This is a genomic window from Coleofasciculus sp. C1-SOL-03 (assembly GCF_040220555.1).
Classification (GTDB): domain Bacteria; phylum Cyanobacteriota; class Cyanobacteriia; order Cyanobacteriales; family Coleofasciculaceae; genus Coleofasciculus.
On the sequence record NZ_JAVJUO010000112.1, the window covers coordinates 14,794 to 35,000 of the forward strand.

Below are 20,207 nucleotides of genomic sequence, written 5' to 3' on the forward strand. Positions count from 1 at the left end.
CACAAACCGGAAACCCTTATCTATCAAGAGTTAGAGGAGGTTTAAAGCCGACTAGAAGTGCAATCCATCCCTCGTGGATGGGTGAAAAGCTTGCACTTATAGGGAGACGAAAAGCACTACTGTTTCCTTCATCTCTCCCTCACCCCCCTCACCCTCTCACCCCATCTCCCCAAGACTTATTCAGCAGCCCCTACTTATCCCCAGTCGTCCTGGTGAGAGTCTTTTGAATCGTTCACATCTGAGGCATCTCTCAGGGGCATAACCACCCGTGCGATCGCGTCCTGAATAAATACTTTCATAAATTCATCCTTACGGTTTAGCTGAAATTGCTGCTGCACCACTTCTGTCATTCCCCCATCGCCCCAGTCTTGGTCATGACGGAAGTATTCAATAAAACTCTTCCCAGCAATTCGGATTAAATACGCCGCCGTTACCCCTTGAATCGCTTTGCCCACTAAATAGGTAGCGATGTGAAATTGTAGCGCCCTTGATAGAAGTTGCATCGCCCCTTGAACAATTCCCAAACTGGCTAAAGTTTTCCCCAGAGACAGCGCTAATTCTCGCCCCCGTTCCATATTCAAATCACAGCCATAAATTCGACCAATTTCCACCACCATTTGAGCGTTAACCGCCGCCGTTGCTAATAAATCGACTACAGGTAACGGTGTAACCGCAATCACCCCAGCGCCAATCCACTGAAACCGTTCCACCACTTTCTCCGCCTGTCGCCGCCGTTGCTGATCAATCAGACGACGGGCGTCTTCGCCTAAACGCTGAGACTGGAGTAAAATATTATCCGCAATCAAGTCTTGCCCTTCATCGCGTAGCACCGCCGCCAGACGGCGGATTAAGGGGATGATATCGGGTTCAGGTTGGAAATATTCGCCATTTTCTAATCGTACAGGTTGGGGATTGGCAGCAATGGCTACCACATCCGATGCGGCAATAAAGCCGCGTACCTGATAGCGTAACCGGGCTAGAATCGTTTCTTTATCCGTATCGGTATAGAGATCCACTTTATTGAGAACCAACAGCGATCGCTTGCCAATATCCGCGAGACGACGTAACGGTTCATATTCCGACTGTCGCAAGTCATTATCCACCACAAACAATAATAAATCGGCTTCCGTGGCAAGTTGTCGCGCCAGTTGTTCCCGTTGGGTACCCACCACCCCCGCCTCTAAAATACCGGGTGTATCGGTAATCAAAATCTGCCGTTCTATTCCCTTCAACGTTAACGTATACGTCTGTCCCTGATCTGTGGTTCCCATCGGTGCGCCCACTTGACCCACCATCTGCCCAATGAGAGCATTAATTAGCGAAGTTTTCCCCGATGAACCCGTACCAAAAATGACAACCAACAATTCCCCACGGGCTAACGTCGCTTCAATCTCACGCGATCGACTCAACAGGGCTTGCTGGGCTACTTCATCTTGAATGTTCTGCACCTGCTGTCGCACCGCTTTTAGCGTTTCAGAAGCCGCTTCTGATTTCTCCTGCGGCACCTTTGGCGTCGGGCGGCGTCGGCGAGAGGATTTGGGGCGGCTGAATGTCCAAACGTAATAAACAAACGTGGCAATTAACAGGATAAGTAGGACAATTAGCAATAAAACCAGCAAATTTGCCAGTAGAGGCGAATTTAACGACCAATAGAGTCGATTAATCGAGTCAATCAGCCACAGGATTAGCACCAGAATGATACTGAGACCGATAATGAGCGTCAGTAGGCGGGGTAGGGGCATAATGGTTGCAGAAGGCTCCAGGGCAGAGAAGGCAAAGGTGGTGATAACTATAGTTTAGCGATGGGCGGAGAGTGTCAATGAGAACTGACAGGACGGGTAATAGAAACCACGTTACCCTGTGGTGAGCCAAGAGCAACGAACTATACTTAATGGATAATGCTGATCATTAGAGATATTCTTTACAGCCCAAAAAACAATGAGTCTATTCAATCAAATTCTCGGTGCGATTAATAACCCCTCTCAGGAAGCCAGTTCTGGTCAATTAGCTGGCATTCTCAGTACCGTGCAAAACCTCAGCCAAAGTGCCGAGGCTGACCCCTCCACGATTCAATCCGTTTTATCTATCGTTGGCAAATATGCCCGTCCTGCGTTGCAACAAAAGCGAGAAGCGGAAGGAGAACAGGAGACACAATCCTTTATTAACCAATTCAGTGGTACAGGTGCTAACAATCAAGCGGTCAACTTACTCTTTAGTACACCGCAAATTCAACAGTTAGTCGAGGAAGCCGAGCAACGAACGGGACTCAATGCTGCTACCATTCAATCCCTGTTACCCATGTTGGTTCCCTTGGTGCTGAATTTACTCAAAACGGGAACAAATAACCAAAATCCTGAAGGCTCGAATCCGGTGTTGAACTCATTCCTCGATACAGATGGTGACGGCGATGTGGATATTGCTGATGCGATGCAAATGGCGTCTCGTTATCTGAATCCTTAGTTTGTTTGTATGTATGTAGTAGGCACTTTAGTGCCTTAAACTGCTTGATGTCCCGGACTACGAACAAGAGCAAACAACTCCAATACTACCGGACATGATATTACAGGTTTTTCGGGCGCACGTCGGTGCGCCCCTACAGTTCTAAATACCAAATTTTTACCCAGTTACAAAAGGAAACTCTACATTCACATTCCATCGCCGACCATCGTGAAGTAACAACGTAAGATGGGATGCCATAAACTCAAAGTCTAACGGTTGGTTCTCAAATTCAATCCACGCCTTGCGGAAATTCTGCCGTTTCAAATCCCGAAAAGCAATGGTGACATGAGGAGAAAATGGGCGATTTTTAGAACGCTCATCAACGATACCTAGAGATTCTTCTAGATATGCCATTAAATCCTTTTGAATCGCGATCAGTTCTGGTGTTTTCAGAACATTGACGTAAATAACGCGAGGTTTAAATGCGCCAAACCCTTTGAGGCTGATGGGGACGGGTTTTTGGGTTTGAGCAAAACTTTTCAGGGATTCTTCGAGAATAGGTACAGCCTCGACTTCCCATTTAAAAGGGGATTGCAGTGTAATATGGGGGGGAGATTTGAGGGCAGCTTTACTCTGATAAACATCAGCACAATGTTGCTTGATCTCCATAATCGAGTCTTGAATGGTTTGAGGAGGAAGTAGGGCGATGAAAAATAGTTTTTTCATGTTATGCAATAAAAATAGGTTTTCGTCGAGACGGTTTTCGGGATTAAGTTGGTTGGTAAAAATAAACTCAACACTCTACCAATTATGTAAAATCGCTCAATCCCTTGTAAGGTAAGTGTTTTTCTTCAAAGAAAGCCCATTGCCTATTGCAAGAAAGCCTAGCGCGTAGCGCTATACAGACATCAAACTAAACCGAATCGGCTGGGGGGCCAGAAGCGGAAACAAGCGTGACCAATAATATTAGGTTGAGGCAAGAATCCCCAAACGTGAGAGTCGTTGCTGTTGTTGCGATTATCTCCCATGACAAATAACTGACCTTCCGGAACGCGCACGGGTGCCATCTGATAGTTGGGGGGTTCGGCAATGTAAACTTCGTTTAGTGGTTCTCCATTAATATAGACTTTGCCATCTTGAATTTGGACGATTTGACCCGGTGTGGCAATGATCCGTTTAATAAAGGCTTGGTCTTTGGTAAACCCCTGCATTTGCAGTTGAGGCGGTGGATCAAAAACAATGATGTCCCCGCTGACTGGGGGTTTGAAGTGGTAGGAAATTTTTTCTACGACCACGCGATCGCCGATGCTCAATGTCGGTATCATCGAGTTTGAGGGAATGTAGCGCGGTTCGGCAATAAAGACTCGAATCAACAGCGCTAGGGCGAGTGCGATCGCCATAATTTGGATATTTTCCCGGACTTGTTGCCAGAACTTGGATCTTGGCGATATAGGTTGGGTCGATTGTTTTGCTACTGTTGACTGATTCGGTTTGTCCACAGGTGTTGAAGTCCCTCCCTTGGCAGACTGATTTTTTACCGTTTTGTGTCATACACGTTGGCACTGAGAATCGCTGGCTGTCACTTTTCTTGCTTGCGCCACAAAACCTTTGCCTTTCAGTCAAGATAACACGCTCTCTAGCTCTTTGAACGATCGGGGTACTGATTCGGGTTGTGTTCACCAGGCGATCGCGTTCCTCAACCCCGTCAACGGCGATCAGGGAGACTCTCCTGCTGTCTTTCTCCAAAGGCATTCACTAGTTTAACTGGGATTCAGAGTTTATTTGAATCTTAAATAACTCCGGATTATTATCTATTTTTTTACATAAAAAATCCTGATTTTTGTTGTTTTTTTTCATCTCTCAAATTATTTATTTCAATAAAACATCACACAAAAAGTCGCTAAATTAACAACAAGTTTATTTAAATGCGCTTACATTGTAAATGTAAACATTCTAATCCATGAGAATTGACGCCATGAACACTAACAAAGTTTCTAAATTTATCGGAAGTGCGGCGGTCGCATTTAGCTTAATTTCTATGCTGGGTCAGCCAGCCAACGCTGGACAATTGCACAACGACTGGAACTATGGAATTGATGCCTTCGGTGATGGTTCTGGTGGTGCTAAGTATGACATTAAAGGATTAGCCATGAAAGAAACAGCCGATAGTATTTTTGTCGCTCTAACTGGTGGCACACCTTTAGCCGGAAATGAAGACGCACGAGCGGCTGACAATAATGTGGGATTTGGCGATTTGTTTTTTAATTTCTCTGGAAAAGATTTCACCACGGCGATGAATGACGGCGATCTCTTTGGAATTCGCTTTGCTGGAACCAATGATTCTCCAGTAAACCGAACTGGGGTTTATCAAAATGTCACGGCAACTAGCGTCGCTAAAGAAAACCATGGGTATGGCAGCTTGAAGCAGTACTATAACCACAAAAAGTTTGACAAAATCAATACCCAAGGCACTGACTTAGCCAGCAAAGCCGATGTGTACGAGTATCTCTATGGCAGCACCGTTGCCCAGCAGCCAAAGAAAAATAATACCCCAATCCTAAATGTGATCCAATCCGGTAGATTTTTAGGCGATATTGATCGATTGGATGAGACGGAACTGAGTAATGCTGGACTCGATTTTAGTCACTTTGAAGCCTATGACTCTCACACCTATGGCTTTAGATTTGACCGCGCTTTGCTTCCTAGAAACGGAGGCAGTTTCGTCAGTCATTTATTCTTAGAGTGTGGCAATGATGGTGTGGCGCTCAAAGGAAACCTTGAGTCAGTCCCTGAACCCTCTGGTCTGGCTGGGATTGCCGGGATTGGTTTAACCTTTGCGGGTATGGCTTTACGCCGTCGCCAATTACGAGGCTAGCTGCCATTTTTGTAATTGCATCATTAATAATAACCAGCCAAGAACTCAAGTTCTTGGCTCATAGCTTAAGTCGGTTAAAACCGACTAATGGCTTCCTCCATGGAAAAAAAGGCGAAGCATCCTTTGGCTTCCCCCCATGGAACAAAAAGCGAAGCATCCTCTGGTCTCCCCCTTTTGAAGGGGGACGGAAGGGGGATCTATAAGGGGGACGGAAGGGGGATCTATAAGGGGGACGGAAGGGAGATCTATAAGGGGGACGGAAGAGGGATCTATAAGGTAAGAGGGGGATCTAAAAAGGGGGACGGAAGGGGAATCTACTGTGAGATGGGAGGGAAATCCAGAAAAGACAAATAACATAAGAATAAACTTTTGCGCTAGCGTGAGAAGAGAGACATCTATTGGTTCTGTTCCCTGTGCTGCTAAATAAACGTCCTATTCTATTTACGGGTTTCGTTGCTTGCCTCGTGGGTGTATTGACCGCCTGCGCCAATAGTCCCACAGGTCAATCTTTAGAACGTTCCTTAGCCGTAGATCCCAAACTGGAGGATAATGCCTCAGTTTTGGGGAGTCAAACGAATGAACAAACATCTTCGGCGCAATTACCAGAGGATTTCCCTACCGTAATTCCCCGCTATCCCGATGCTCAATTACAAAACGTTGAACCCTTAACTCGTTCAGATGCCCAAGGTCAACGTACTATCTGGTCATCCACTGACCCTAGTAATGATATTCAAGCATTTTACCGCAGAGCATTTGAATCCGGCAGTTGGCAGGTTATTTCTGCACCGAATCAGGACGGGATGAATTCCTTTATTGTGCGTCGGAATGATTTAAACGTTAAGGTTTCTATTCCTACAGATACTGCCATTAACGATACAGAAGAAACGCCAACTGAGACAGACACAGATCCAACTATTACAGAATTTGAGATTCAGTACCTCCGCAGCAGTACCGAGACAGCAGCAGCACCGTCAGATGCTTCAGAAGCTTCAGAGACAGCAATAGAGAATACTGAATCCGTTGATTCAGCATCTGGCAAAGAGCAGAACTTCACTGATTTCGATAACGTTCCACCCGGATTGCGTCAGTATGTGGAAGACTTAGCCGCCTTAGGTGTTCTCACGCCTGACGCTTCTAGCGCTAACCATAAATCAGAGGATAGTGGTACACAATTTGCCGCCAACAAAATCATCACCCGCCGTCAGTATGCCCGTTGGCTGATTGAAACGAATAATCGGATTTATGAGAACAGTCCCGGAAAACAAATCCGTTTAGCCTCAGAAACCACTCAACCCACGTTCCAAGATGTACCACCAACTGACCCAGATTTTGGGGCAATTCAGGGATTAGCTGAAGCGGGGTTAATTCCTAGTCCTTTGAGTGGTAATTCTACCGATGTGCTTTTCCGCCCCGATGCACCCCTAACACGGGAAAGTCTTGTTTTATGGAAAGTCCCGTTAGATATTCGTCAGGGGTTACCACAAGCCTCTCTAGATGCCGTACAGCAAACCTGGGGATTCCAAGATGCAGGTAAGATTGACCCGAAGGCGTTGCGGGCAGTTTTGGCAGATTTTCAGAATGGGGAACAATCGATTATCCGTCGCGTTTTTGGGTATACCACTCTCTTTCAACCGCAAAAGCCAGTCACACAAGCGGAAGCTGCTGCCGCCCTGTGGTATTTTGGGTCTCAGGGTGAGGGAATATCAGCTAGTGAGGTTCTCCATCAGTCAAACTAGAAAGAATGGGTCAGGGTTCGTCTGTAGGGGTGGGTTTCGCAAGTATCGTTTCAGGTGAGTAACGGTTTACCCAGATTCAACTAAACCTGCCCGAACCGAGTAGTATGTAGGGGCGGGTTTTACTACTATCCTTTTTGACTTCACCCATCAGTAACTAAACCCGCCCCTGTTTCAATGGCAATGACACCAATAACGTCTCTATATAGCAATCCTATTTGAGTCGTGTCCAAAAATTTGATGATTTTCGGGAATGGGGAATAGGGAATGGGCAATGGGAAAGAGTTTCAAAGCTTTTTTCTCTTTTTTGATTGTACCGCAACCTATTGAGGATTGCTATAGCGTCGGTCAAGTATTCCTAGAAACCTGGTTTCTCGTGAGGATGATAACTCTCCTATCAACCTTTCACCCAAAGAAACCCGGTTTCTTGACCGATGTCCTAGGATTCAAACATCTACCCGCATCTTTTGAAAAACGGATAAACTTAGCCATAAGTTTTCCTTTCTGGAACGGGGATTTTTTAGTTAATAGAGTCTGAAATACGGTTAATCCCCGGTTCTGCCATTCCTGGGCGGCTGTGTCTTGGTTTAAACCCCATAAGATACGAATTAGGTTTTGTAGAACCTCTAAATGCCATTCAGGATAGGTGTCTGGGGTAAGGGTAATCAAGGCTTGGTGATATTCAGTGACGGCTTTCTGCCAATAGTCTTGGTAATTTTGCTGATACTTTCCCTCCTGATAGTGGGCATTTCCTATTGCTTGATGTAATCGTCCCCAACCTTCGGGGTGAGTGTTTTGGGGACAATAGTTTAAGCCTTGCTGATACGATAACAATTCCCCTTGATAACCGCATTGAGTCTCAATGGGATTAGACACGATTGGGGAGACATGGGGACATTGTAACGGTACAACAGCCGCCGCTTCGGGGTTATAGTTCCAGGAATTTCCAAGGACAATTCCTCGGTTTATCCAAGAGGCGTGCAAATCGGGTTTAATTTGAATCGCTTGGTCAAACGATGCGATCGCCTGTTCATACTCTCCTAACCGAAACAGCGCCACACCCCGGTTATGCCAAGCGTCGTGGAAGTCAGATTTGATTTGAATCGCTTGCTGATAATTCGCGATCGCCTGTTCATATTCCCTTAACTCGGCTAGCGCCACTCCCCGATTGTTCCAAGCGTCATGAAAGTCAGATTTTATTTGAATCGCTTGCTGATAATTCGCGATCGCCTCTTCCTTTTCTCCTAAATCTGACAGCGCATTACCCCGATTCGTCCAAGCTTGGTAAAAGTCGGGTTTGATTTGAATCGCTTGGTCATAATTTGCGATCGCCTGTTCATATTCCTCTAATTTCGCCAATACATTCCCCCGATTGTACCAATATTTGTGGTCATTGGGTTGGATTTCAATGGCTTGCTCAAAAGATACCAGCGCTTTTTCATTTTCCCCTAATTTTGCCAATACATTCCCCCGATGTTGCCAAGCTTCGTGATTATCGGGTTGGATTTCAATAGCTTTATCAAAATATGCCAGCGCTTTCTCATTTTCCCCTAACTTCACCAATGCCTTCCCCTGGTTGTACCAAGCTTTGGGGTTATCGGGTTGGATTTCAGTGGCTTTATCAAAGGATGTGATAGCGCTGATAAAATCCTTACCTGCAACTTGCTGATTCCCTCGATTCAACCATACGTCTGCTTCATCAGTTTCTGTATTTTCGCTTTTCCCCTCGTCTTCCTCCTTTTTCCCCGTAGGTTTCGCCAATAAATCCCTGCCAATATCTGCGGCAATTTCCCCCAATTCCCCACACCCCAATCGACTCAACTGTAGTAACTGCAAAGCTAACCGATGATCCGCCTCTGGCAATTGCCGCAACTGCTGCCCATACTCCAGCAGCCACCCCCTAAAATAGCAATCCTTGATCCGATGTCCCAAATGCTGCGATACCTGTTCTGGGTTCCATCCCTGACTCACTCCAGTTAGCAGTTGCTCAAATAGCTGCTGATAGTCTGCATCACTGAGACGTTGAAGTTTCATTCGTTGATGTCTTCTCCGTTTAAGGCAGGGTGGTAAGATTGGCTGAATCAGACGCACTAGCCACCGCCAAAACCGCAAAAACAGCTTAACCATTTGTTTTTTTAGAAAAAAGTTTATTTTACTTTATCGTATTTTAATTCAGGGCTTCGTGATTCGTCATTTGTCATTCGTCCTTTGTAAGGGTTTGAGGCTTGTTTACAAAACTTAGTACAGTGCCGTTTTCTTTTGTCCGACTACTTATAAGAGAGATGATGAAGAGATGGATCAAGCCATCCTGACTCTCATTCGCGGGGGCATTCCCCCACGGGCGATAGTGGTAATCACCCATAAGCTGTACTGTGCAGCCCTGGGAATCGGCTGCGATCGCAGCGATAATCGTTTGTGATAACATGTTATGTTAACAGGACAATTACACGCTTAGTGGTATTTATACATTACAGTGTGAAACTTGAACATAATATCACCCCTACCGACGGGTCATTTTCTCTAATTTTTCCTTCACCGCCAACTGAACCAACGAATACAACAAAATGACAAACCAAAATCCCGACAACGTAAATGCGGCAATTGCCCACCCTGTATGCGGCACTAATAATAATACCGTTCCCGCCAATAATGCAAACCCAGTCAAACAGGCATAAATTAAACTCTTAATCGCCAAATGAATCCGTTTTAAAGCGCGATCGCTCTCCAGGGAACGCACCCTGACTTGTAGTTCTCCTTGCTCGATTCGGGCTTCTAAGCGGCGAATTAACAATTCTGTAGAACTCGGCTTATTTAACCGATATTTAATAAAATCTCTGGCTTGCCTTGCCAGTTCTTTCACCACATCTCCCCGCCCTTTGGAAACGGTTAAATTTTTGACAAAGGGTTGACTGGCGGCTAATAAGTTATAATCTGGATTTAAAGCCCGGGCAATCCCATCCAACGTGGTTAACGATTTTAAAATAAATGTCATTTGCGCGGGTAAACGAAAGGGTTGTTGCTCAAACATCACATACAACTCATTTCCCAATGCCTCAAATTCCCGCACATCGATGGGCTTTTCCCGAAACCGTTCTAAAATAAACCCGACTAAGCGTTTAACTGGGGTCATATCCGGTTGTCGTTCGAGTAACCCCATATAGGTTAAGGTATTCACTACCTCATCAGTATCTTTTCGCAGAACAGCAAAAAAGGTCTTAATCATTTGGTCTCTGGCAATGGATTTAACCTCCGCCATCGTGCCAAAATCATAGAAAATAATACTGCCGTCCTGATCAACTGCCATATTTCCCGGATGCGGGTCTGTCTGAAAAAAGCCGTCTTCCAATAACTGTTTCAGATAACAACAAATTCCCCGTTGAATTATCTCATTGGTGTTGATTTCACAGGCTTCTAGGCTTTGGCGATCGTCAATCTTGATACCGGGTAAATATTCTAACGTGAGTACCTTCTTCGTCGTGTAACGCCAATAAACCGTCGGCACCATAATTCCCGGATAATTAGTAAAGTTTTCCCGAAACCGATCAGCATTTTTCCCTTCTTGGATATAGTCTACTTCTTGATAGAGTAAATCAAAAAATTCGCGATAAATTGCCTCAAGTTTATACTTCCTTACCCAAGGCAAATACCGATTAGCAAATCGCACTAATTCGTGTATGATTTTAAAATCTAAATTAAACAGTCGCTCAATCCCTGGACGCTGCACCTTCACCACCACATCTTCTCCGGTATGCAGCCGTGCTTTGTGAACTTGACCCAAGCTTGCTGCGGCTAGAGGAAAGGGGTCAAACTCCCGATATAATGCATGAATAGATTGACCCAGTTCGACTTCAATCACCGCGATCGCTTCGGCGCCACTAAATGCCGGCACCCGATCCTGTAAATGCGCTAATGCCTCGATGTACTCTAAGGGCAGTAAATCAGCCCGAGTTGAGAGGGCTTGCCCAATTTTAATAAATGTAGGACCTAAATCCAGCAACGCCCCCACCAGCCACTGGGCGCGGCGGTTGCGGTGATTGGGCGTATCATTGGCAATGGTTTTGTCCCACCATAAATAGAACATAAACTTCGCCGCCGACCGAAAAATGTCAATCTGGCGGGCGAGGGGGGAATACTTTCGTCGTTGCCAACGGGGTGGCTTGGGCGTAGCCTTGGTCAGCATTCTGGTTTTCGCATTGTAGGAATGAGGGAACAGGAGTGAGACACTATAGCTCTCCTCCTTAATACTTTAAGGTTTTATGGCGGAATAGGCGGCGTTAGCTAACTTCCGATTGACGCACAAACCCTGTAGGCGCACGATATGTCCATTGGTGTCAACTTAAACTTTGTTGTGTCCCAATCAGGCAGGGAGCGCCAGGAGCGGCGTTGGTGAAGGGTTTGGCAGTCTCTGGCGAATTTTAGCCTTTAGTAATTGGCATACCCAACCATTCACTGAGTTCGTGTGCTAACCACTCCATTTCTGGATCACTGAGGTGATAGACAGGAAATTCATGTTTCTCTTGTGCCACAATTGTAATCTTAGGTGGAATGAACGCTGTATAACTTTTGCGTCCTGGCTTATTCGTCTGAAAATAACCCGGGTTATAGATCAGTCGTTTTATATCCTTTTTCAAAATTGGATCAGTCTGAAGTTTTAGCCAAAACCACTCGTAAGTCCAGTAAATCTTTTGTTGCTCCAGATGCACTCGAATGACTCTGAAAATTTTTTGGCATAGTACAAAACTATAAAATATTGAATGTATTATGAATAGAAACATAACGACAGGAAACCAAATAGTTTGCACAAACACATTGAGGGGCATATTCTTGAATACACAAAAATATAAGAACAACGAGATTGCTAGTATTAAAGTCAAATAAGACAAATAAATAGAATAATTATTGGGCATAATTATGGTGTTTGGAATTCTACTCGTCAATCTCTTGGGGGGAGGAATAAAAACATCTGTATTTTCTCCTGATTTTTCCAGTTGAATTCTACTGCCAAACGGTTTTTGTTTCACCACAGAAATATCAGTTCTCTGATCAGGATGTTCTAAAGCTGTCAGCGCCTCGACAGCAGAAGCCAGACGGCGATTGAGACTCGGCTGTGTCATCCACTTGAGCCAATCAATCAACTCTGAACTCAGATTGACCCCTGACTCAAACTGAATTCGCAAATTATCTTGCGGCAACTCCGCTGGATGCTTACCTGTTACTAAATAAATTAATGTTGCCCCCAAACTGTACAGATCAGAAGCTGGAACAGTGCGTCCGCCAAATTGTTCAGGTGGCATATATCCATAGGTGCCAACTACAGTGATCGTACTGCCTTTTTTGGCAGCTAAGGTCTGTACTGAGCCAAAATCAACTAAATAAATCTGACCCACACTGTTGCCGGAGCGGTTGGTCAATAAAATATTACTGGGCTTGATATCCCGGTGAATTACTGGCGGCTGTTGCTCATGCAAATAGCGCAAAATTTCCAGCAGTACTTGAGCTAGTTGCTTGACGTCTTCTTCGCTAAACCTTCGTCCAGCTTTTAAGCATTGTTCCAAGGATTGAGCTGGTATGTAGCTTTGCACCAACGCAAATCCTTTACCCATTGGTACCAGGGCAAACCCTTTAGTTTTAGGTGTCTGGAATTCAAAATGGTCTAAGTAAGCCGGAATTGCCGAATGGGAGAGTGACTGTAAAGTTTCGGCTTCTCGCTGAAACAGTTTGAGATCGTCCCATTGAAAATCGACACCAAAGCTGAGGAGTTTGATGGCAACTAACTCCTGGGTTTGTAAGTCTTGCGCCAGTAAGGTTCGTCGTCCGGCATTTTTACCAAGCTGTTGCTTGATAGCGTAACGTTCCTCTAAAACTTGCTCTACCATATTTCCTCCTCAATTAAACAATTGGTCAACCATAATTGATAGTTGTAGAGACGTTGCATGCAACGTCTCTACTTGAACATTTTGTGCTGTCCCTGACATGCTCCCTCTCAATACTGCTGATTCACTTCATCGGGTAGAGTTACGGTAAAGGAAACCATCGCCTGATGTGAATTGTCTAACGGCTGACTCGCCACCTCAATTGCGCCATTGAGATGATTGACTAAACACTTCACTAACGCTAGTCCTAATCCCGTTCCAGGAACCGCTTGTTTGGTAATCCCTTGACCGCGCCGAAATTTCTCAAAAATATAGTTAATATCAGTGGGTAATATACCGTCACCGATGTTGGTTAAGGTTAACACCAACCGATTGATCGCAGCATGAACGTGATACTCTACCTTGAGAGAAACGGTTGTATCGGGGTGGGCATATTTACCCGCATTGGTTAACAATTCCAACAGGATACGATGTAAACTCTCTGGATCAGAGTGAATCATCAGTGATTTTAAGGAGCAATCTAGGTTCAATGTCAATGACTTCGATGCCCATTTCTCCTCAAAATCCTGGGCTAATGTCTGGATCAGCAGGATTACGTTAATAGATCGCTTCTGGATATACGCGGGATTGGATTCGAGTTGCTGTAAACTGAGTAAATCGTTGATCAGATCGATTTCTTGATTACACTGTTGCTCTAAAATGTCCAAATATTTTTGCCGACGCTTGGCGGGGAGTTTGGGTTGGCGCAACATGCGAATTGCCAGACTCATCGCCGTTAACGGTGTTCTCAGCTCATGATTCATGGTACTAATGAATTCTTCTTTAAGCTGATTTAATTCCTGAAGCTGATCCACCTGCTGGCGGATGCTTTGATGTAACTGGGCGGGAACGGTTAAACAGGGAGACGGCTGAACCGAGTGATGGTGAAGGCGGGAGGGTTCTGGCTGTTGGTTTTGATGCTGGTCAATCAACTCACTCAGTTGCGTTGCTACCCATCTGATCCACTCAATGTCATCCGCTTGCCATAAACGCGGCTGATCCTGTTGGACAACCAAAAATCCTAACCGTTTCAGGTGTTGAGAACCATTGCTAAAGGCGTGACACAGCGGAACCATTAACACCCCATGGCTAATCGCCTGTTCAAATAGGGAGATTTCTGGAGTTCCGATTGGAGTATTTGCCCAATCTGCGATCGCCAGCGGTTCAGGTGTTTGTTTCCAAGCCGTTTGGCATAAGTAAGACTCGGATAACCCGAAGGATTGATTGAGTAATCGTTGGGAGTTTAGCTGAACTGATTGATCCAGCCTAGGAGTACACCATTCAGCGACAACTTTAACTTCAATGGATGGCTTTGCCTTGACATTTTGATGCGGTTGTTGTAAATCGTTATTATCATTCAACACCAGTAGCCAACCCCGATCTGCCTGAAGTGCTTGAGTGGTACTGGCAACCACTTGTGCCATTGTTTCATCGAGATTGCGATCGCTCTGGATAAACTGACTCAATGGGGAAAGCAGCATCTGGTATCGTTTAGACTGATCGACCTGCTGTTTAAGCTGAACGTGAGCGATGGCAACGGCTACAGATTCAGCCACCTCACTTAACCGTTGTTTTTCCTGTATGGTCCAATCATAAGGCTGCGATCGCCCTAACACGATCATCCCATTGACCCTGGATTGACACCAGGTATAAAGCCTCAACACCGCCCTAGCAGGTAGCCAATCCCAACACCCTTGATCTACCAACTCCGGATCAGACTCCTGAATATCCCGAATTGCCAAAGGTTCTCCCGTTCCAGTCAACCAGAGGTATTGCCTTAGGTTTTGCGGTTGAGGTTGTAGCTGTGAGCCGCCCTCGGCATGCCATAATCCCAATTGGGGGATTGCGGTTTCTGGGGAAAACGCTGTAATTAAGCAACAATCGACCTGAAACGCCTCACCTAATACCTGGGCAATACTCGCCAATAATCTTTGTGGATTGGGACTAGCAATGATCATTGAAATAATCTGTTGTCCCAATGGACTGGATAAACGCGGATAATGCATGAGTTAAACCTCTATGCTCCTAGGTGAGAACGGCGACAACAGTTTTAGTGAAGACATATCCGACGTTTCACCTGCTTTCCCCAAGTGCTACAAGGCTTAGGGATTAATTTTCGGATTAGTCTCCAGACATCCGTCAAAGGATGGATTTTTGCAACAGTTGCTGCGAGTACAACTGAGTCAAATATAGATGGTCGTACTTAGTATTCCCGTTTTGACGAACGATATACCAACAGAGTAGGGGTTTGGTCACCAAACCCCTACTGAGATTGTCTCTGTTTTGCCTGCTGTTGAGCCAGTTGACTGTTTTGGCGATAAAGGATAACCCGATCTCTAGCGGTTTCATAACGGGGATGATCCGGGTTAACGCTACTCATCAGAGTTGATGCTTTCTCCCACCTCGCCGCGATATCTAACCACTGAGCGGCTGTATTCGCCGTTTTCCCCTCAGCATCAGCTTCAATGGCGATCCGAACCGCTTCGGTAAAGGGATCTGAAGGTGTTGCGGTTGTTGAGGGTGTGGTTGTTGAAGGTGAGACAGGTGTGGGGGGAGAGGTTGGTTCTTGAGGAGTGGTGCTAGCGTTTAACGTGGGAATTAAGCGATCGTAAACCAACCAACCTGCTAAAAGTAGGAGCACAAGCACGCTAATACCACCGACAAAACGGCGCTGGAAACGAGGGTTTTCCTTAAGTTTGCGGGAGGATACCTGGGGAAGCTGAGTTTTCTTCTTTGGTTCAGCTTTAGGAGATTTGGATGCCTTGATCCATTGCTGAAGCAGGTTAGGCTTACTCAGCACGATTTCTTGAGACCATAAAAGATGGTCTGGATTACGGCTGATTTCTTCTAACCATAGCAGTTGTTGCTCCTGCACAATACGACTGTTGATGTTTACCCGGCGAATGTTACGCGGCGCAATATCTTCCAGGATTTTTTGGATGTGGTTGACGAGAACAGAGCGCTCCAGGGGTTCGGCGACAGGTGCTTCACACAACAGGTGCAACACGCCATCAGCAAAAACCGCTCGGGTTCTGACGCGATCATCGGCTAACTGTTGATTCAGAATTTGAATTATCGCCGCCACACTGCCTTGGTGAGCTTGTTTGGCGATATCATCCATCGAATCGTGCATATTGGGTTAAGCTATGGATTATGTCGCTAAGACTGACTGTTATAATTTACCGTCCAGCGCTCTAGGACACAAGATAATACCTAGTGAGCCAAAATTGCTCGCTCCCCCCCACACCCCACACCCCACACCCTGCCTATCTTATCAGCGAGCTTGTCACCCCTTCAGGTTGACACCAATGGGGCATATTACGCCAATATTCTGGCTTTAAGGAATAATGGGGGCAGTGTATTTACAAAGATTTACAATTATTAAGGTAAAATATAGCCCAGACTAGGAGGGTTTCCATGCTGCTTAAATCGACAACTCGTCACATTCGCATCTACGCTGCCGAGGTGCAAAATAGTGAATTAGTGGAGAGTAACAACGTTTTAACCCTAGACGTTGACCCGGATAACGAATTCAATTGGAGTGAAGATGCCCTGCAAAAAATCTATCGTAAGTTTGATGATTTCGTAGAAGCCTATAGCGGAGAAGATTTAACCGAATACAATCTTCGCCGCATCGGCTCAGATTTAGAGCATTACATGCGATCGCTCCTGCAAAAGGGTGAAATTAGTTACAACCTGGAGTGTCGGGTAATGAACTATAGCATGGGATTGCCGCAGGTTGTGTCGCAGGACTCCTAAGTCCCACTCTAACGCCAAGTGCGATTGCCTTGTTCATCGGTGCGTGCTTGGCGAATCACATCGGAAATTTCTTCAGCGTCCTCAACATGGTGTAAGGCTTTTTCTTCGCCGTTTTCGTCTTTCACGGTAAAGTAGGTGGGGACTTCAATGTGATCACCAGTAACATCAGGAGCGTCAACCGCGACTTTCTCAGATTTTTGTTCCAGGGTTTGCTCCTCTGGCGAGACTTTATCACCGGGATTGAGCGTATCATGGGTATCTGGGCGTTCTGGCTTATTCATAAAAAGCTCCTTGTACTTTGCCTGTCTAGTTTGATCCTAGAAAATCTATGGGGTGATTTACCTCTTTCTAGAGTGAGAATTGTTTTGTAGGAATTGTTTGAGGGTTAAACGGCGATTTTCCAAAAAACGACTCCAAAACCCTGGAATAAACTCATCCATCGTTTCGGCTAATGCCCACATTTCCAAGTTGATCATTTTGTACAACAGGTCATGGGAGTTCTCAATTTGCTCCATAAGCTGTTTAATTTCAACAGTTGCAGGGGAGTTCAGCTCCTCAAAGGAGTGATCATCGGAGGTGGTATAATCTGGCTTGGGCATGTCTGTTGGTACTGTGCCGAAAAAAAGTATTATAAATAAAGTTACTGTTTTCCCCAGAGGCAACTGTTGTCTGTCAAAGATCCTTTGAATCCTTGGAATTATAAACCGTGGTGGTGTCAGCCGTGGTCGATTCTGCTGACGGGAGCTGTCATAATCGCGGGGAGTTGGGTTTTAGCCAAAACGCCTTGGATAACTCTGCTCGTGACTACACCGATTTTGGTGTGGTGGTTTTACTTTTTATGGCTGTGGCCCCGTCTGTTCCGGCTCAGTAGCCTTGAGTTGACGAATCGCCAACTCAATCAAGAGTCAGAGTCTATTGAAACCATTCGTACCTCAAATGAATGAACGGCTGCTCAAATCAGACGCTAGAATTTGTAATCAGTAGGCTGGCTTTCAGTGATCCCATACTGGATATGCATTGCGATCGCAGCAGTACGACGTCTCCCATAATCACCAAATTACCACTAGCTAGATATAGCCAAGAGTGTTTCCATGGACAATCCTGCAGCAACCCTTCACTGCCCTAACTACCGCTGTCAGGCTGCCAATCCCCCTGTCAATACCTTCTGTCAAAACTGTCGCACGCCCTTGCAAAGACGGTATTTGTGGGTATTGGGATCGGGGATAGAGGCATATCAGCCCGAATCGATAATCGCTAACCGCTATGTGTTGGTTCAGGAACGGATTGTCCTGGATACGAAACCAGCAACGCCACCGGATACCCCTCAAGACATTCCGGAGGAGTTGTTGCCCTATTTGAGACTGTCTCCCTATCGCTTACATATTCCCCAAGTTTTCGGGCGACTGACAGGGGGTGAAGGACGCCACGGTTCAGACATCTGGCTATTGGAAGATGCGCCGATTCAGGAAACTGATGTGGCTGAACTTCAAGCACAACTCTTTCCTCCCCTGAGAAACGTCTGGAAAGAGGCATCGGCAATACGTCAACTCAACTGGTTGTGGCAAATCGCCAACTTGTGGCAACCCTTAAGCCGTGAAGGAGTGGCAACCAGTTTAGTCAATCTCGATTGGCTGCGTCCAGAAGGCTCTATTCTGCATCTACTGCAACTCCAAATAGCTGAACCCGCGACGCTTAAACAACTGGGTCAGTGCTGGTCACAACTTATACCAGACACATCCTCGGTAATCAAAACATTTTGCGGGCAACTCTGTAATCAATTGACCCAAGGAAAAATTCGCAACGCCGAACAACTGGTGGGACTGCTTGATCAGGGAATCAAAGACTGTGGGCAAGGGCAATCGCGTCATTATCAGATTTTTACCAGTACGGATGCAGGTCCGGTGCGTCGCCACAATGAAGATGCTTGTTATCCCCCCATTGGACAACTCTGGACTCACTCAACTGAGGACAATGCCTTAGCCATCGTCTGTGACGGGATTGGTGGACATGAAGGGGGTGAAGTTGCTTCCGGGTTAGCGATCAAGGTTTTGCGAGAGCAAGTGGAACGCCTCAATTTTGATCGTGACCACTGGAACCCCACGACGATAACCCTACAACTCGAACAAGCTGCCTGTGCCGCGAATGACGCTATTAGCCAGCAGAATGATAGCGAACATCGGGCTGAACGCCAGCGGATGGGTACAACCCTAGTCATGGCTCAAACCAGCGCCCATGAAATCTATATCACCCATGTCGGAGACAGTCGGGTTTACTGGGTGACGCGCCACGGGTGTCATCAAATTACCCAAGATGATGATCTAGCCTCCCGTGAAGTGCGATTGGGTTACACCTTTTACCGTTTTGCTGTGCAACAGCCGACCTCTGGCTCATTAATCCAGGCGTTGGGGATGGCATCGTCTACCACATTACACCCCACCACCCAGCGATTTATCCTCGACGAAGATAGTGTATTTCTTCTCTGTTCCGATGGTCTCAGTGATCATGACCGCGTGGAACAATACTGGCAAACCGAAATTCTGCCTATTTTAGACAAACAGCGTGATGTCCAAACTGTCGCTGAACATCTCATCGAAATTGCCAATCGGCAAAATGGTCACGATAATGTTACCCTGGCGCTGGTCTACTGTCAGGTAATGGCATCAGCAGAAACAGCACCGACAGAACTTGCCCCGCCTCAGCTAGAATCTTTACCCGGACTGACACCATCGCAAACGCCCTCGGACACGCCAACAGCAACCGCGATTGTGCCGTCCACAATGAAAACTCAACAACTGAGCCGACCCAAACGGCGTCCTTGGGGATTGATGTTAGCCATTGTTTTTCTTTTGGTCGTGGGTGCAGGACTGGCTTACGTATTATTGCCCCGGCGTTGGCTTCCAGCATTGGTTAGGCAGAGTGCTAATTCTGATGCCCCCGTATCCGTATCGGTGACGCCATCGCCAACAGCTAGTCCAACGCCAACGCCGGAAACGGTTTCATCTTTGGAGAACTTGGCGCTGATGCGAGTGACTCGCTCAACCATTACTAATTCTGAAGGACAAGAGATGCCGCTGCTACTCCGACTCAAGCCACCTGAGGAAAATCTCTCACCTATTCGGTTAGTTCCCAGAGGGACTGTCTTGCAGGTGCTGCGTCAATCGTCCGATTCCGGGGAAGAGGATTGGCTCAAATTGAGAGTGTGTTCGACGGAGACGGAAAACGCCGAGACGCAATCGATACAGACAGGTATTAAACAGTCTGCCGACTCTACCCCAGCATCCCCTAGCCTAGCGGACGCCAAACGGCGCAGCAACATTTATCCTCAGGTGCAGCCAGGAGAGAGGGGTTGGATCAAAGTTGTCAATATTCGCTCAAATTTTGAATTAAATTTCAACCCCACATTAGAACAAAAGGGTATATGTGCAACGCCGCCTGAATCTGAGGCTTTAACGCCTTCCCTGAGTTCTCCCTAGGAACACGACATATTTG

The 20,207-nt window shown here is 46.2% G+C and carries 17 protein-coding genes; 7 read left to right on the forward strand and 10 right to left on the reverse strand.

The window, feature by feature from the left end:
* Window positions 1-194: 194 nt before the first annotated feature.
* A complete protein-coding gene (locus RIE73_RS18115; RefSeq protein WP_446402503.1) occupies window positions 195-1,742 on the reverse strand; it encodes a YcjF family protein in 1,548 nt (515 codons plus the stop codon).
* A gap of 196 nt (window positions 1,743-1,938) precedes the next feature.
* Here RIE73_RS18115 and RIE73_RS18120 point away from each other — a divergent pair, with 196 nt between their 5' ends.
* Entirely contained in the window at window positions 1,939-2,460 is a 522-nt protein-coding gene (locus RIE73_RS18120; protein ID WP_446402504.1) for a hypothetical protein, read from the forward strand.
* 156 nt (window positions 2,461-2,616) lie between these two features.
* On the opposite strand, the gene RIE73_RS18125 is transcribed toward RIE73_RS18120, so the two are convergent.
* Window positions 2,617-3,165 carry a 2'-5' RNA ligase family protein gene (locus RIE73_RS18125; protein WP_446402505.1) on the reverse strand — a complete coding sequence of 183 codons (549 nt, stop codon included), beginning with the start codon at window positions 3,163-3,165 and terminating at the stop codon, window positions 2,617-2,619.
* 182 nt (window positions 3,166-3,347) lie between these two features.
* Window positions 3,348-3,938, reverse strand: coding sequence for a signal peptidase I (gene lepB / locus RIE73_RS18130; protein WP_446402506.1), 591 nt, complete (start codon window positions 3,936-3,938; stop codon window positions 3,348-3,350).
* 476 nt (window positions 3,939-4,414) lie between these two features.
* On the opposite strand from lepB, the gene RIE73_RS18135 reads away from it, so the two are divergent.
* Complete coding sequence (locus tag RIE73_RS18135; protein WP_446402507.1) at window positions 4,415-5,314, forward strand: PEP-CTERM sorting domain-containing protein; 900 nt, start codon at window positions 4,415-4,417, stop codon at window positions 5,312-5,314.
* A 413-nt stretch (window positions 5,315-5,727) separates the two neighbouring features.
* Complete coding sequence (locus RIE73_RS18140) at window positions 5,728-7,050, forward strand: S-layer homology domain-containing protein (RefSeq protein ID WP_446402508.1); 1,323 nt, start codon at window positions 5,728-5,730, stop codon at window positions 7,048-7,050.
* Between the two features lie 402 nt (window positions 7,051-7,452).
* On the opposite strand, the gene RIE73_RS18145 is transcribed toward RIE73_RS18140, so the two are convergent.
* Window positions 7,453-9,081 (reverse strand): tetratricopeptide repeat protein, encoded by a 1,629-nt coding sequence (locus tag RIE73_RS18145; protein WP_446402509.1) that lies wholly within the window; start codon window positions 9,079-9,081, stop codon window positions 7,453-7,455.
* A gap of 259 nt (window positions 9,082-9,340) precedes the next feature.
* On the opposite strand from RIE73_RS18145, the gene RIE73_RS18150 reads away from it, so the two are divergent.
* On the forward strand, window positions 9,341-9,466 hold the full coding sequence (locus RIE73_RS18150) for a hypothetical protein (protein ID WP_446402510.1): 126 nt from the start codon (window positions 9,341-9,343) through the stop codon (window positions 9,464-9,466).
* An 81-nt stretch (window positions 9,467-9,547) separates the two neighbouring features.
* Here RIE73_RS18150 and RIE73_RS18155 read toward each other — a convergent pair whose 3' ends face one another.
* The 4 genes from RIE73_RS18155 to RIE73_RS18170 all read right to left on the reverse strand — a co-directional run bounded on the left by RIE73_RS18155 (window position 9,548) and on the right by RIE73_RS18170 (window position 16,092).
* Window positions 9,548-11,227, reverse strand: a complete 1,680-nt coding sequence (locus tag RIE73_RS18155) for an ABC1 kinase family protein (protein ID WP_446402511.1) — start codon at window positions 11,225-11,227, stop codon at window positions 9,548-9,550.
* A gap of 235 nt (window positions 11,228-11,462) precedes the next feature.
* A complete protein-coding gene (locus RIE73_RS18160; RefSeq protein WP_446402512.1) occupies window positions 11,463-12,923 on the reverse strand; it encodes a serine/threonine protein kinase in 1,461 nt (486 codons plus the stop codon).
* Window positions 12,924-13,030: 107 nt separating this feature from the next.
* Entirely contained in the window at window positions 13,031-14,965 is a 1,935-nt protein-coding gene (locus RIE73_RS18165; RefSeq protein ID WP_446402513.1) for a GAF domain-containing sensor histidine kinase, read from the reverse strand.
* 257 nt (window positions 14,966-15,222) lie between these two features.
* On the reverse strand, window positions 15,223-16,092 hold the full coding sequence (locus RIE73_RS18170; RefSeq protein ID WP_446402514.1) for a hypothetical protein: 870 nt from the start codon (window positions 16,090-16,092) through the stop codon (window positions 15,223-15,225).
* Between the two features lie 284 nt (window positions 16,093-16,376).
* Here RIE73_RS18170 and ndhM point away from each other — a divergent pair, with 284 nt between their 5' ends.
* The gene (gene ndhM / locus RIE73_RS18175) at window positions 16,377-16,718 is read left to right on the forward strand and encodes an NAD(P)H-quinone oxidoreductase subunit M (RefSeq protein WP_446402515.1); all 342 of its coding nucleotides are present in this window, start codon (window positions 16,377-16,379) and stop codon (window positions 16,716-16,718) included.
* An 8-nt stretch (window positions 16,719-16,726) separates the two neighbouring features.
* Here the strand turns inward: ndhM and RIE73_RS18180 are convergent, their stop codons facing one another.
* Entirely contained in the window at window positions 16,727-16,999 is a 273-nt protein-coding gene (locus RIE73_RS18180) for a hypothetical protein (protein WP_446402516.1), read from the reverse strand.
* A 57-nt stretch (window positions 17,000-17,056) separates the two neighbouring features.
* Window positions 17,057-17,317, reverse strand: coding sequence for a hypothetical protein (locus RIE73_RS18185; RefSeq protein ID WP_446402517.1), 261 nt, complete (start codon window positions 17,315-17,317; stop codon window positions 17,057-17,059).
* Window positions 17,318-17,383: 66 nt separating this feature from the next.
* Here RIE73_RS18185 and RIE73_RS18190 point away from each other — a divergent pair, with 66 nt between their 5' ends.
* Together RIE73_RS18190 and RIE73_RS18195 are read left to right on the forward strand one after the other, a co-directional pair.
* On the forward strand, window positions 17,384-17,662 hold the full coding sequence (locus RIE73_RS18190; RefSeq protein WP_446402518.1) for a DUF6737 family protein: 279 nt from the start codon (window positions 17,384-17,386) through the stop codon (window positions 17,660-17,662).
* Between the two features lie 147 nt (window positions 17,663-17,809).
* Window positions 17,810-20,191, forward strand: a complete 2,382-nt coding sequence (locus tag RIE73_RS18195; protein WP_446402519.1) for a protein phosphatase 2C domain-containing protein — start codon at window positions 17,810-17,812, stop codon at window positions 20,189-20,191.
* Window positions 20,192-20,207 lie beyond the last annotated feature (16 nt).